The 13,160-nt window shown below is 59.3% G+C and carries 11 protein-coding genes and 1 tRNA gene; 7 read left to right on the top strand and 5 right to left on the bottom strand.

Annotated features, from left to right (window positions below; genetic code table 11):
* Positions 1-95: 95 nt before the first annotated feature.
* From NKH43_RS20465 to NKH43_RS20475, 3 genes are all read left to right on the top strand, one after another.
* Positions 96-770 (top strand): protein-L-isoaspartate(D-aspartate) O-methyltransferase, encoded by a 675-nt coding sequence (locus NKH43_RS20465; protein WP_352859583.1) that lies wholly within the window; start codon positions 96-98, stop codon positions 768-770.
* A 587-nt stretch (positions 771-1,357) separates the two neighbouring features.
* Positions 1,358-2,062: a Crp/Fnr family transcriptional regulator gene (locus tag NKH43_RS20470; RefSeq protein WP_352859584.1), complete on the top strand. Its 705-nt coding sequence runs from the start codon at positions 1,358-1,360 to the stop codon at positions 2,060-2,062.
* A gap of 921 nt (positions 2,063-2,983) precedes the next feature.
* Positions 2,984-3,751: a LuxR C-terminal-related transcriptional regulator gene (locus NKH43_RS20475; RefSeq protein WP_352496224.1), complete on the top strand. Its 768-nt coding sequence runs from the start codon at positions 2,984-2,986 to the stop codon at positions 3,749-3,751.
* 726 nt (positions 3,752-4,477) lie between these two features.
* Here NKH43_RS20475 and NKH43_RS20480 read toward each other — a convergent pair.
* From NKH43_RS20480 to NKH43_RS20495, 4 genes are all read right to left on the bottom strand, one after another.
* Positions 4,478-4,738, bottom strand: a complete 261-nt coding sequence (locus NKH43_RS20480) for a hypothetical protein (RefSeq protein WP_352859585.1) — start codon at positions 4,736-4,738, stop codon at positions 4,478-4,480.
* A 17-nt stretch (positions 4,739-4,755) separates the two neighbouring features.
* The gene (locus NKH43_RS35355) at positions 4,756-5,088 is read right to left on the bottom strand and encodes a hypothetical protein (RefSeq protein ID WP_502897876.1); all 333 of its coding nucleotides are present in this window, start codon (positions 5,086-5,088) and stop codon (positions 4,756-4,758) included.
* 555 nt (positions 5,089-5,643) lie between these two features.
* On the bottom strand, positions 5,644-6,477 hold the full coding sequence (locus tag NKH43_RS20490) for a LuxR C-terminal-related transcriptional regulator (protein ID WP_352496226.1): 834 nt from the start codon (positions 6,475-6,477) through the stop codon (positions 5,644-5,646).
* A 799-nt stretch (positions 6,478-7,276) separates the two neighbouring features.
* Positions 7,277-7,555 (bottom strand): hypothetical protein, encoded by a 279-nt coding sequence (locus NKH43_RS20495; protein ID WP_352859586.1) that lies wholly within the window; start codon positions 7,553-7,555, stop codon positions 7,277-7,279.
* A gap of 296 nt (positions 7,556-7,851) precedes the next feature.
* On the opposite strand from NKH43_RS20495, the gene NKH43_RS20500 reads away from it, so the two are divergent.
* The 4 genes from NKH43_RS20500 (at position 7,852) to NKH43_RS20515 (ending at position 12,112) form a co-directional block, all read left to right on the top strand.
* Complete coding sequence (locus NKH43_RS20500) at positions 7,852-9,663, top strand: polysaccharide biosynthesis/export family protein (RefSeq protein ID WP_352859588.1); 1,812 nt, start codon at positions 7,852-7,854, stop codon at positions 9,661-9,663.
* A gap of 41 nt (positions 9,664-9,704) precedes the next feature.
* Positions 9,705-10,457 carry a class I SAM-dependent methyltransferase gene (locus NKH43_RS20505; RefSeq protein ID WP_352496229.1) on the top strand — a complete coding sequence of 251 codons (753 nt, stop codon included), beginning with the start codon at positions 9,705-9,707 and terminating at the stop codon, positions 10,455-10,457.
* Between the two features lie 153 nt (positions 10,458-10,610).
* Positions 10,611-11,900 (top strand): GNAT family N-acetyltransferase, encoded by a 1,290-nt coding sequence (locus NKH43_RS20510; RefSeq protein WP_352859589.1) that lies wholly within the window; start codon positions 10,611-10,613, stop codon positions 11,898-11,900.
* Between the two features lie 127 nt (positions 11,901-12,027).
* Positions 12,028-12,112: transfer RNA gene (locus NKH43_RS20515), tRNA-Asn, on the top strand.
* 768 nt (positions 12,113-12,880) lie between these two features.
* Here the strand turns inward: NKH43_RS20515 and NKH43_RS20520 are convergent.
* Positions 12,881-13,160, bottom strand: a 280-nt coding sequence (locus tag NKH43_RS20520; RefSeq protein WP_352859590.1) for a transposase, incomplete at its 5' end; no start/stop codon positions are given.

Genomic DNA, 13,160 nt, shown 5'->3' on the forward strand with positions numbered 1-13,160 from the left:
TGGGCACCCGTAATGGAAATGATCGCGGGCGCTACCGTGACGAACAGGATATAAGGCTCTCTGGCAGCAAGCTGGTTGAGGGAAGCCCCACCGTCATGAAGCCGATGAACGAAGAGCACCTCGCGGTCCTACGCAGGCACATGGTCGAGATGATTGCAATCCATACCGACCTTGCAAGCGAAGAACTCGGCAAGGCGGCGCTCGATGAGCAGGTGATGGCAGCGATGCGGCGAGTGCCGCGGCATCTCTTCGTGCCAGCCTCGGTTGCACCTTATGCCTACCAAGACATGCCGCTACCGATCGGCTTTGATAAAACCGTCTCGCAGCCCTTCATCGTTGCTCTCATGACCGATCTCCTTGCGCCGCAACCGCACGAGGTAGTGCTCGAGATCGGCACCGGCCTAGGCTACCAAACCGCAATCCTCGCGGACCTTGCCGGGCAAGTTTGGAGCGTCGAAATCATCGAGGAATTCGCAAGCCATGCCGAGGCTCTCCTGCGGGGTCTCGGCTTCTCCAATGTCGGCATTCGTGTCGGAGACGGGTCGCGCGGCTGGCCTGAGCACGCCCCATTCGACAAGGTCCTGGTCACGGTGGCGGCTGAGCGGACACCGCCGGCTTTACTGAAGCAACTCAAGCCGGGAGGACGCTTGGTTCTGCCGTTGGGATCTGAAAATGCACAGTTTCTGACGGTCATCGACAAGGATGCGGCAGGGCAACTGAAGACTCGCAAACTCATCCCGGTTCGGTTCAGCCGTCTCGAAACGGTCTAATGAGGTGCGACAACTGGCGCGACCGCGCGTTTCCGACCGTCAATCAGATGCCAGCCTTCCGCGTTTCTTCGCCCTTGGTGAACGCGAAGAAACGGTAGAGTCGAGGTGTGGCGCAATGGCGGTAGGTTGAACATATCTGTTTGCCGCCCCTTCGTCTGGCCCTGCCTTATTGATTCAACCTTGGCTCCGTTTCCACACCCCGCTCATCGAACCGGACCTGCAGATCTCCCGCATCCGGCTCTCGGACAAGTACTCACGCCTTCACCTACGACACGCCACGTCCAAGTCGGGTCAGACGTACGAGCCCGAAGTGCTCGTAAAGATGCGAGTCTGGATAGGCTCCGCCCTTGCTTCGTGCAGGCTAGCTGCTGCTGAGCAATGATCTCACCACACTTCTGCAGGGGCGTAGATCGTCTCGCCGAAGCCGGAAGACTTGACCGCCTGATGCTGCAACCCCTTGATCTAAACGCAGTCTACCTCATTCGAACAGACGAGGACAGTAGGCCATGCTGCCTCTACCGTGGGTGGTCCTTCTGTCAAACTCGTGCGGGAGAAATTATCGTAGGTTGTGCGGAAATTGAAGCAACATGCAAACACTGTTGCAGTTCATACACTCGCATCCCGTAGGGGGGACATTCTCGAAGGACGATTGGGGTAACAACGATTTTCTCGGTGTTACCGCAAGAATTTACAAACCCCATTCGGTGATATCCCGCCAGGATGACAACAACGATGGGATATTCATCGTAAGATCGGGTTGGGCCCTCCTTTACCGCGGACTACTGGACGGAGAACGCCAGATCATCGACACTCCTCTGCGGGGGGACATTGTCGGTTTCCGTTCCGTGGACGGACCCCGTTTAGCGTCCCTGGCGTCCATAACCGAACTAGCTGTTTATGAAATTTCCAGCAAGAAACTGATAGAGGCCATCTTGTCGGAAGGCCGCCTTGGGAAGACCATCGCCTGCTCCCTAGCCCGCCTGAACGCCATCCTTGCCGAACATCTCATGAATGCCGGGCGGCGGAACGCGATGAGCCGCACCGCCCATTTCCTGCTCGAGTTGGAGGAGAGGCTCTCGATCGTTGGCCTGTCGGCCCATGGAAGATATGAGTGTCCCCTTACCCAGCACGAATTGGCCGACATCCTCGGAATGACCACCGTTCACCTCAATCGGACGTTGAGGGAACTCCGCAAGGCCGATCTCGTCGCTTTCAAGGCAGGCCATGTAGAGGTGATCAACCGCAAGAAGCTGGTCAAGACAGCCGGATTCGACAGCGAGTACCTCAGGTAAAGGTTATTCCCTCTAGCTCGGGTTCAACCGTCTCGCGAACTTTCGCGTCGCCGCCTGCGGTGCTGGGCGCCAGCGCGTAGGCCATCAGCAAAATTTCTGCTGGAAGACGACAGTGCGCCGTCGCTTGAGCAGTGCCAGACGATGCTTAGTGCGCGGCTTACCTGGCGGGCCCGCAATCTATCTTGACGAGGGCAGCCGCAAAGGCCCGATTATCATGACCGACGGCACCATGGCCTATCGCATGAGGAGAACGTGCTGCCGAAATGCGTGTAAGCTGCCCATAAACTGCGGCAGATACAGCCAGGTGTTCTTGGACCTAAAGCGCTTGGCCACGGATGCCACGAACTGCGCCCTGGTCATGCCAATATCCACCTTCAGGATTTCTCGTCCACAATCACGAGGAACTACGATCCTCCCTCGAATGGCTGCTGGGCTTGGGGTTTGGCTGAGCGGTCCCATCCTGAGAATGGCATCATCGCCTACCCGGTTAGTCAACCTCGCAGAGCTATCCCACTCCTTGGCATTCCTTAAGCGGTCGGGAATCATTCCAACGGTTGGCACATGGCCAAAGAGATTGAACCTGACCGGACCCGCGCGTCACGATCGAACTCGCGGGAGCTTCAAGGCGGGGTGACGCGGTCTCAACACATGCCTCAGGCGACCGTCGACGCGAAATTTTCTAAAAATTAACTTATGTTAGAGAACGCTTATAAATAGACGATAGGCTGCACAAGCTGTTCTCGGCTAGGGGCGAAGAACTGCTGAAGATTGTTGGGTGAGCCTCACGCTTTCACAAGGGCTGGGTGTTCGATCACAAGCGCATTCAAACACAGGGCAGCGTATTCAAGCTTTCAGATTGCGAAGAATGAGGGGTGTTTTGGCAGCCGCAACCCGGCTTGTGCGAAAAGATTGGGGATTGACATGGGTTCCACAGCAGGACGGCGTAAACACACGGCCAATCGGTCAGGAGTGCTGTCCAGCGGAACGGAAAGTCTCCACGGCCAAGGAGGCAGGGGATGCCTCCTCATCCTGGACGGAAGGGCTCTAGGCCGCGAGTGTCTCGCATCGGCTCTCGCGGACCACGAACTCGGCATGGAGATCGCCGCCATGGGTTCGATCGATGAATGGCGCGTGAAGAAGGGCTCGGCACCCCCCCTTGCAGCCATACTCTTCAACCTTGGCGGCCGGAAGGTCACCGATTATGGCATCGCAGACGAGATTAGGCATATTTCGTCCGAATTCAAATCAGTCCCTGTGGTTATCCTGGCCGACACCGAAGACCTTGCACACATACTGACCGCTCTCGAATGCGGCGCACGCGGCTACATTCCGACCTCGGTCGAAATCGATGTCTGTGTCGAGGCTATCAACCTTGCGGCAGCGGGAGGCATCTTCGTCCCGGCGAGCAGTGTCCTTTGCATGCGCCACCTGATAGGTTCGGGCAGCCGCGACACGCAGCCTTTGACAGGCATGTTCACGCTCAGGCAGGCCGAGGTCGCCCAAGCGCTCCGGCGCGGAAAGGCGAACAAGATCATCGCCTACGAACTGAACCTGCGCGAAAGCACCGTGAAGGTCCACATCCGAAATATCATGAAGAAGCTGAAGGCGACCAACCGCACGGAAGTCGCCTACAAAGTCAACGATCTCTTCGCGGAAGGAACTCTTGCCGAAGCGTATCCCAAGCAATAAGACGGCCAGCCTCGGGTGAATCCCGGCGGGCCGTCTTAGTGAAAGTCGGGAGATCTCCGTTGCAGTGAATGGCATCCGGGAGCCGCCCGAGATCCAGCGGCCCCCCGCCCCGGTGGGTTCGTTGCCGTGAGCTTTCTGATAATATGCTGTAGGGGATTTTGGCGGGGTGCTCCGAAGCGCCCGGTATCGTCGCGATGATCTTGTTCTGCAGTCCTCTGGAAAGCTGTTCCAAGGGGGCAGTGTCAGAGGCAGTGGTCCGCATGCGGCCGCAGAAGCTCTCGGCGCTCGACCCGACGGCAAGCCGGCGTAGACATACCGTCCCCTGTTCCTGCAGGACATTCAGGCGTGGAGTGCTCATCCCGCTCTCGTCGTCAGCTACACCCGCGACGAGGCGGCTGCCATGAAGATGATAGCGGCCGCCGACGGTGACTGGCGGTGATGAGCACGACCTCACTTCGGTTGCGGACCAATAAGGTGACGGCCGTCTGACAAACGGGTCTAGGTGTCGCCGAAGGGCTTCGCCGGGACCCGCACAGGGCGGCACGCAAAGCCAAGAAGATTCCCGCCGGCAGGAAACTGGCCTGGAGGACGACCGCTTGAAAAGGGAAATGCGCGACTTCCGTCAGCTCGGAAGCTGACCGCGATTCGGGTTAACTTCCTGCCGCTGATCCATCTGCAGTGTCAGGGAAAGTGTGTCTGGCCACCCATCTTATGGCTTCTTCGATCCTATCGAAATTCTTGTGCTGCCCGCTCAGCAGCCCGAAACCTGTTTTCGAGGAACCATTTGCCTTTCGTGGAGTAGGCTTCCTCGTCGATCTGAGTAAGGACCGCGACCAGTTGGTCCCATTTCCACACCAGAACCCCGGATTCTCCGCCCTCGACCGTTCCGATCCGGGCTTTCTTGAACGAAAATCCAGGAGCAATTTTTGTCTTGCCCACTTTGATGAATCCCTCAACTTCAAAATGGATAGTAAAAACGGTCGGCATGATTGGCTAGTTCTGTACTATCTTTCCTTGTAGATGTCTTTTTGCCGGACCGCCGCAGACGAATAGTTAGCAGATCGCCCGATGAGTTCAAGGCCCACTCCATTTTTCGATGGTCGCCCCGCACGTTTTTTGCGAGAGAATGTGTGCAAACTGCTAAAGAATTTTGGCCTTCCGGAGCGTGAAGCCTCGGCGAAATGCTCGGGTGCCCGGCATTCCATCCAGCGCAACCTCGGAAGCCCAGCGAGTGTCTGGCGGTCGAACCAGTCCTTGGAGCGCTGCGTTCCGAAGTGCTTGTCGAGGAGCTCGATCTTGCGTTCCAGCACGTCGGCCGTGAGCGGCACGATAGGCATTGGGCTGACAAAGGTCGCCGTCCCATTTCGGGGCGGCATTGAGCACCAGATGATCGCGGAAGACGTTCCAGGTCAGTTGGTTGACCTCCCGCTGGTCCTGATGGGCGTCGAACCTGGCCTGGGTTAACACCACGTCGGGATGAACCCGTGATCTTACATCCGTCAGCCACTGCTTTATCGATCGGCTGTGGGCGTGGAAGTCCCTGTCTTCGAAATCCGCGACGGCAACCACAAAAGGCCGGGTCGTGGTCCCATTGGCGGGGTCCACCTCAGCGCCCATTGCGATCCCGTCTCTACTGCACCCTCCTTACGCTACCATCGCCGGGGGTGATTTGAACCTACGCGTTCTTGATCGCGGAACCTCGTATCAGGGCGTAGCTTGGAAAGTGCATCGTAGAAAGGTGTGGTTGCGGGGACCTGAGACCATCTCAAAATTGCGGTTTTCAGCATCGGGATCTAATGTACTGGGAGTTCGTCGCATCGGTCGACCGGGGTCTCCTTCGTGCGACAGCATAATTGAGCGTACAGGTCACCAGCCCGAAGACGCGGAGGCGGTCACATCGGATGAGTGTTCTTGAGAAGGAGGTACTCCTTTTGTGCTTCGAGTAGCTCTTGCGGATGGGGAGAAGGCTGAGATGCGGTCTTTTCGGTCCCTGACGGGCCATTGCCAGGAGCGGAAGTGAGCATACCATGGTTCATCGCCCAAACTGCAGCCTGGGTACGGTTGCCGACCCGAATCTTTCGAAGGATGGCCTTCACGTGTACCTTCACCGTCGCTTCGGCGATGTTAATCTTGCGTGCGATTGTCTTGTTAGACTCCCCAGCGATCAAGCAACGTATAATACAATTTTCCCGAGTTGACAACATTGATGGTTCTCGCTCAGCGTTCTCCATTGTAACAGACACATTTGTAAACTCATGTACCGCATCATATTTGAGACCATGTCTTATGTCCTGAATAAACGTCGAAGTTTCTGCAGGTAGGACCGTCTGCCCTAGCATAACCAATTCGAGAGCTTTGATGAAGGTGTCGTGAGCGGCAACTTTTGTCAAATACGAGTCAGCCCCCGCACGAAGGGCTGAAACTATATCGTTCGGACGACAGTGATCGGCTAGCGCAACGACATGGCTGGTCGGATACATCGCTTTAAACTCTGCAATTTGTGCAAATCCAGCATCCGCATGAGTACCGTCGACATCCATGATGAGCAAGATGGACCGGTGCTTGGGTAGCGGCTTCTGCAGAAGGTCGTGAACACAAGCCGCAGAGAAAAGAATGCGAAACTTTGCTGCATCCAGAATTAGAACAAGGCCCTCGCGGAGTAACTCGCTTGGACTGACAAGCACTGTTATAAAAGATTTTGTCGTCATCAAGGATTTCGTTGTCATCGTAGCCTCCCCTGGCGCGACAAAAGGTACGCGCGTCTCGCAAGGCGCTCCACGCATAGTTTTTCTTTGACCATGTGACCTTACGCTAGGATAACCCTGGACAAGAACACCCTCTTTAGGCGTAGGGTAGATTCGTCGAGGGCTACCCCGGATTCTCAAGCCTGAGGCCTTGGTGAGGGATGCGAGCCCTGGCTTTCAGCCGCTCCGGGCGGGCCAGCACCATCGTGGCGCCGGCTACGGGGGCCGCGAGAGTTGCCGGGCTTGGTCTCCCGTGGGGCCTGGGTGGGGCCGCCGGCCTGGCGCGGGGCGGCGCCGCGTATCAGCGGGAGAATCGCGGGCCTAGGGGGAGCGCCGCGACCAGCCGCCATTTTGGGATGACGCCGCAAGCCAAGGCGAAGGCGATCTTGACGCGGCGCGCGCTGATCCTGAGCAGCGCCCGAGCCTCAGCAGCTTGAGGAGCAACGCGCCACAGCTGGCAGTGGCGACTGGGTGTGGACCAGGGCGACGCGGCGCAGCGCCCACAACAGCACGGAAGCACGGATGCCTTCCGGGCATCGAAATGGGCGATGGTCTGCCGAGCCGCTCCTTGCGTTGCACCTGCGGTGAGCAATAGAGGAGTTGCCTGGCGCGGCCCCTGGGGCGGCCCATATCGGGGCAGCACTGCCGGGGAAGTCCTTTGGCAGGAGCCGGAATTCGAGCCTGGTGAGATCCGGCGAGAGAAATGAGTGAGGCGGGCCAGTTCTGCTATTGCTACCTCAATAGGATTGCCAAGGTTGACGGCTTCGTCGAGGTCGCCTCTTCATTCATCAGGCGAAGTCAAGCCGTCGATCAGGTCATCGACGTAGCAGAAATGATCGGAGCCGGAGATCGTGATCGACTCGTTCTCCAGGGCCTGGATGATGAAGTTGGAAACGGCCCAGCCATCCCGCGAATGCATGTTGGGGCCGCAGGCGGTTCGAGAGGTTGCGTCGGTGAAACCAACCTTTCCGGCTCTCGTTGCGGTCGATCGCTTTGTTCGGTTACCATCAAAGAAGTTCTCCTGCAGCGCAGCAATCTGATCATCTACGAGTTCGCACAAGGCGGTGGTTTATCCGGAAGGAGTGCCCACAAAGGGATAGTTGTGCGGCTGGCGGTGAAGGGTCACGATAAGGCAGAGCCTTGCTCGTCGACCCGTGCTCGACCAGTTCGGGACGGGATGGCGACCATTGAAAATGAAAGCCACGCGTCATGGCCATGGATACAGAATGCAATTCCGAACCCGTCCCTTCCCCGTCACAGGCGGCCCCCCGCAGGGGATTGAAGGCCCTCCTGCTTGTCTTCGGGCTGTGCGGGGTCGCCGCCCTGGGAGGGGGCGCGGTCAGAAACGGGAGGGCCATGGAGGTTTCCAGAGCCGTGGTACAGAAGGTCAAGGATGTCTCCGGACCCGTGATGCAGAAGGTCGAGGATGCCTCCGAAGCCGTGATGGAGAAGGTCAAGGATGTCTCCGGACCCGTGATGCAGAAGGTCGAGGATGCCTCCGAAGCCGTGGTGCACAAGGTCGAGGATGCTTCCGGCGCCGTGATGCAGAAGGTCGAGCATGCCTCCGAAGCCGTGGTGCAAAAGGTCGAGGATGTCTCCGGAGCCGTGGTGCAGAAGGTGTCTGCTGCTATCGATAGCTGGCAAGAACATCCGGTCCGAGCCACGGCCGAACCCTCCCGCGCGATCGTGTCGAGACCGGATGCGTCGGCTATAGCCTCGGTCGAACGGAGCGCCGTCCCTACGGTCCCCCCCACTAGTACCGAGCTCCCCAAAACCCTCAGGACGGGACCGGATGCATCGGCTGCGGCCTCGGTCGAACCGAGCGTCGTCCCTGCCGTCCCCACGAGTGCCGAGCGCCCCAAAACCCTCAGCAAGGCGCCAGGCATGCCAACCGGAGCCCTGTTTGGCGTCGGCGACCGCCTCAAGGTCGCATTCTACGAGCGCGTCGACGTCGAGGAAGACAAGTGGGGGGCCGCGTCCTCGGCCTTCCACGGCATCCTGCAGCGTCCGGAACTGAGCGGCGAATATATTGTCCAAGAGGACGGCACGATTTCCGTGCCCTTGCTTGGCTCCATTCCGGTCGCCAACCGGTCAACGCAACAGGTGCAGGCCGACCTGGCGGAAACCTTCAATCAACTGCTGGGCCACAAGGGGCTGGTCAACATCCTGCCGCTGGAGCGCCCGCCCATTTACGTGCTGGGGCCGGTCAAGAATCCGGGCTCGTTCAAGTACGCGCCCGGCATGACGATCCTGCATGCGATCGCGCTGGCCGGCGGACTCGATCGGGCTGAGAGCGAGCCGTGGCAGAAGATCGAAGCCGTACGTGAGACCCAGAAGCGGAGCGGGGCGATCGATGCCATGTTGAAGTTGCTCGCGCGCGCGGCGGTGCTGAAGGCCGAGCGCGACGGTACGGCACCCACTATCCCGCGCCAGCTGCTGGAACTGGCCGGCGCGACCGAAGCGGCTAACCTCGTCGACGAGCAGAGCGACCGGCGCAAGGCCGTCGCCACGGCGCACAAGGATCGCGAGCGCGCGAACCTGCGTGCGCTGGAGGCGGCCAGGCATGATGTTGTCGCTTATGGGCGCATGGAGTCGCTCGACAAACTCGTCAAGCTGCGCCAGGAGCGCGTCAACAACATGCGCACGCTCGTGGACCGCAAAGTTCTCAGCATGGCGGTGATGGATCAGATCCAGAGTGAGTTGTCCGATGCGGAACAACGTCGGCAGGACGCCCTCAACCAATACGCGAGCGCCAACCAGCGCCTCGCTTCGCTGGAGTCTGAGGTGTTGCGGACCGGGGCCGACCTCAGGAACGATCTGGAGGTCGAGATCGAGACCACGGAGAGCCAGATCGCGGCCAATGTGCGCGAGTTGAATACCAGCGAAGGCGTCCTGTACACGTTGCCGGTGACCCGCGTCCAGTTTGCTAAGGACGCGAACAGCGCAACCTATCAAATCGTGCGGCAATCGGCAGCCGGGCCGGTCAGCATTGAGTCCGTCGGGATGACCCTGTTGCAGCCAGGTGACCTCGTCAACATCATCGTGGGCGAAAACGGGCCAAGCAAGCCGGCCGGTTCACCGGTCCCGACTTCGTCGCCGACAGGCGAGAGTTTGCCGGCCGCATCCAACCCCAACGATGTCGAGCCTTCCCGCGTGGTGGCGGAGTAGAGGATCGGTCCGAATTGATGCCTAGCAAAAGGATTGATTTAATGGATGAACTCATCGGGACGAAGCAGGAAGGGGACGCCCTCCACGGCCGGGGCGCGCTCCAATCGGAAGAAGAGTGGGAAGCGCGAAACCACCATCTCGCCGACGGCTTGAGTCGCCTCATCGACGAGCATGTCCACTTCTGCACCGGCAAGGCGCTAGACATCGGGTGCCAGAACGGGGAACTGACCGACCGCTACGCCGCCGCGACCACGCTGAGCTGGCAAGGCATCGAACCGGATCTCGACCGCCCGACGCGGTCCGAAGCCGGCCTGGAGATGTTCCCGGGCGCCGCCCACGCCCTGCCCTTCGGCAATAAAAGCTTTGACTGCGTAGCCCTGGCGAACGTGTTCGAGCACATCAAACCGGCCCTGCACAACGCGAGCATGAGGGAGATCTACCGGGTGTTGGCTCCAGGCGGGATCCTGGTCGGGCAGATCCCCAATCCGTATTTCCCGATCGAATCCCACAGCCGCCTGCCGTTCTTCGGTTTCGTGCCCCGCAAGCTTCAGCCGCTTTACTGGAGGCTGACACCGACGGGATGGGACTTCGAGAAGGCCCATTTCTTCATCGTCACGATGCGGCATGTGAAGAAAGCGGCCGCCGCTGCAGGCTTCTCGACGGTGCTGGCCCGGGACTTCAACTATCGGGCCGAGGCTATCCCCAAGGCCCTGCGCTGGGCCGCTCGGTTTCACAGCCAGCTGGGTATTATGCCCTGGGCATGGCAATTCGTCTTCCGGCGGCCGGAACATTAGATCGCGTTTATAATCAGGAACATGTCCGCCTCCGCCCAGGAGTTCGGAACATTGGCATAGACTATAGCCCGCCGTGAGTAGTCAGGAATAGGGTCTTCACTTCACGCGCTGGCGATAGGAGACTTCTCCAAATAGGACAAACCCGAGTGCTTCATGGACGAACAGCAGCGCGCAGCGAGGATACTCCTGACATTCCCGCCGCAGTGCGCAAAGTATCAGGAAGATGGCTGTACGTCAGGACCTCTTGATGTCTCAGCCATTGGTGCGGAACCCTATCGTGTGGCTTCAGTAGAACGAGCAATGCGCCAGGATACGGTCATTGACGTTACCGTGCAGGCTTTGCCGGACATTGCGAGACTGGAGACCGTTTGGAAGGAGCTCGAAGCGCGAGCAACTCACTCATTCTATCTGTCCTGGCTCTGGATCGGAACTTGGCTGCGGCATCTGCCGGGGAGCGCGCAACCACATGTTCTAGTCGCTCGTACTTCAAGCAGGATCGTTGGGTTGGCGATTATTTGCCGCCGGAGGACCTGGAGTTTCGGGCGGCATCCGCGGGCGCGTTGGCTGCTCAATGAAACCGGAGATGTTCGTTTCGATCGACTGTTCATCGAGTACAACAATATTCTTGCGGAGCGATCCTTGGCCGATGCAACTCGGGTGGCATGCCTCGAGGCCTTAGCGCATCACTTGCGCTACTCTGACCAGCTGGTGCTCTCCGGAATTGATCCGGACTTTGAGCTGGCCGCTTGTCGCATCGCAGGCCGGGCTGGGCTCCTTACCGAGGTGAAAGCGGAAGATTCGGCACGGTGGATTGACTTCGCGAAGGTCCGCCAGAAAGGCGGAAATTACCGCGCCACATTGGGCCGCAATACTCGCCAGGCGGTAAGCCGTGCCATGCGGCTATATGCGGAACGCGGCCCCATTGAGTTCCGGACCGTGGAAGCGACATCGGAGGCGCTCGTCGCGTTTGATTTGCTCGCCGAGCTTCATCAGGCGCGGTGGGGACACAAAGGATCCTTTGCCAATCCGAGCTTCCGTCGGTTTCACGAGGAACTCATTGCGCGCGGAGTTCCCTTGGGGACCGTTCGCATCTCACGGACGTTGGCCGGGGACCAGACAATTGGGGTCTTGTACAATTTCGTGCATGACGGCCGTGTTCTCAACTATCAAAGCGGCTTTCTGTTTGAGCGCGATGGCCGGCTCAAACCCGGGCTTATCAGCCATGTGCTGGCTATTGAGGACAGCATCGGACGCGGGGAGTGCGGCTACGATTTTCTGGCAGGCTCCGCCGGGCACAAGTCCCGCCTGGCTAATGCGGAGCATCCTATGAAGTGGATCGCAATAGGCAGAGACAGTCCAGAGCGCCGCATAGAGGCAAAGCTGCGCGGTGCCAAGCGGGTGCTAGGGACCATTGCTACTCACATGAGACAGGCCGCGGCTTGAAGTGTCGAAAAAAAGGAGCTGCCACTCTGCATCAAATATTGGGGGCAGGTTCTTGGACAATCGATCGTCGGGGGTTCGGCCCTTCGGCAGGCCAAGGAGAGGTTGGATTTGTCTATCTATTCTATGTTTCAGCGTGGCGAAATTGGTAGACGCATCGCACTGTTAATGCGACGCCGAAAGGCTTGTAGGTTCGACTCCTACCGCTGGAGCCATAGATTACAAGTAGCCGCCCTGTCGGCCCCTTTCTGCCCGTGCTTTGGTCCACGCCGCCAGCAGGGCGAGGTTCACCGCAGCGGCCGACAGGACCGTTTATCGGCGGACGCTCGCCAACATCAGTGTGCCGGCCGGTGATAGCGCCGCCCCGGTACTTCGGTCGCCTTTACGGGCCGCAAACGCCGTTCCTGGCCGTCTCAGATCGGCGTTACCGCTAGTTGCTGGGCGGCGCCGGAAGTCGCCGAGGAATTGGAGGACCTGACAATGCGCTTCCTCCTTTCGCCAGCATGGAACACAGCGCGACCAGCGTACGGCGGCTTTCGGATTGTCGAGCCAACCGTTGGCCGGGTGGATAGGCAAGTGGGGATCTCCGCCCCTCTGTGGCATCAATCACTCTGTCATGTCGGCTATTGCGACGCCGCCGGGCAGCCAGATCCACGATTAGAGCTTGATCCAACCCACGCCTGGCGCGATGAATTCAGGGATTTCATCTCGGCCCGGCTCCTTGGCGCCGGCTGTTTCTATCCACCGACTCATCGGATTAATAACGCCTACTGGCGCTGGGACGTCCGGCGCTGCTAGAGTCAGCAAAAGCCGCGAAAGAAACGCTGCCCCGTGATCTGGCGCCCCGTCAAAACTAAACCGATTTCAAACGTACCGGAAAGATCAACCAGGGTTGAGGTGCTGATTGTCTCAGGATCGTGTCCCAGGGAGTGGTGTAGCTGACGGCTTGGTCGCCGCGCTCTCCGGCATGGGGGCCGGGCTGCTCAGCGTGCCACGGCTGGCAGGCTGATGAGCGGATCATCGCTCATTTGGCTGATGGTTTCCAGCGTCATGTATCTGGCGCGCTGCACGGCCCATTCGTCGTTCTGTTCGAGCAAGATCGCGCCAACCAGGCGGACGATGGCGTCATCATTTGGGAAGATGCCGATGACCTCGGTGCGCCGCTTGATCTCGCCGTCGAGGCGCTCGATCGGGTTGGTCGAGTGCAGCTTGGCGCGGTGCTCCTTGGGGAAAGTCATGTAGGCAAGCACGTCGGGCTCGGCG

It is taken from the genome of Mesorhizobium sp. M1163 (genome assembly GCF_040318415.1).
GTDB lineage: Bacteria > Pseudomonadota > Alphaproteobacteria > Rhizobiales > Rhizobiaceae > Mesorhizobium.

Coding starts and splice junctions, on each gene's coding strand:
- NKH43_RS20490 (WP_352496226.1), bottom strand. CDS start 6,477: ATGACAACGAAATCCTTGATGACGACAAAATCTTTTATAACAGTGCTT.
- NKH43_RS20480 (WP_352859585.1), bottom strand. CDS start 4,738: ATGCCGACCGTTTTTACTATCCATTTTGAAGTTGAGGGATTCATCAAA.
- NKH43_RS20510 (WP_352859589.1), top strand. CDS start 10,611: ATGGACGAACAGCAGCGCGCAGCGAGGATACTCCTGACATTCCCGCCG.
- NKH43_RS20475 (WP_352496224.1), top strand. CDS start 2,984: ATGGGTTCCACAGCAGGACGGCGTAAACACACGGCCAATCGGTCAGGA.
- NKH43_RS20470 (WP_352859584.1), top strand. CDS start 1,358: ATGCAAACACTGTTGCAGTTCATACACTCGCATCCCGTAGGGGGGACA.
- NKH43_RS20465 (WP_352859583.1), top strand. CDS start 96: ATGAAGCCGATGAACGAAGAGCACCTCGCGGTCCTACGCAGGCACATG.
- NKH43_RS20505 (WP_352496229.1), top strand. CDS start 9,705: ATGGATGAACTCATCGGGACGAAGCAGGAAGGGGACGCCCTCCACGGC.
- NKH43_RS35355 (WP_502897876.1), bottom strand. CDS start 5,088: ATGCCTATCGTGCCGCTCACGGCCGACGTGCTGGAACGCAAGATCGAG.
- NKH43_RS20500 (WP_352859588.1), top strand. CDS start 7,852: ATGGAGGTTTCCAGAGCCGTGGTACAGAAGGTCAAGGATGTCTCCGGA.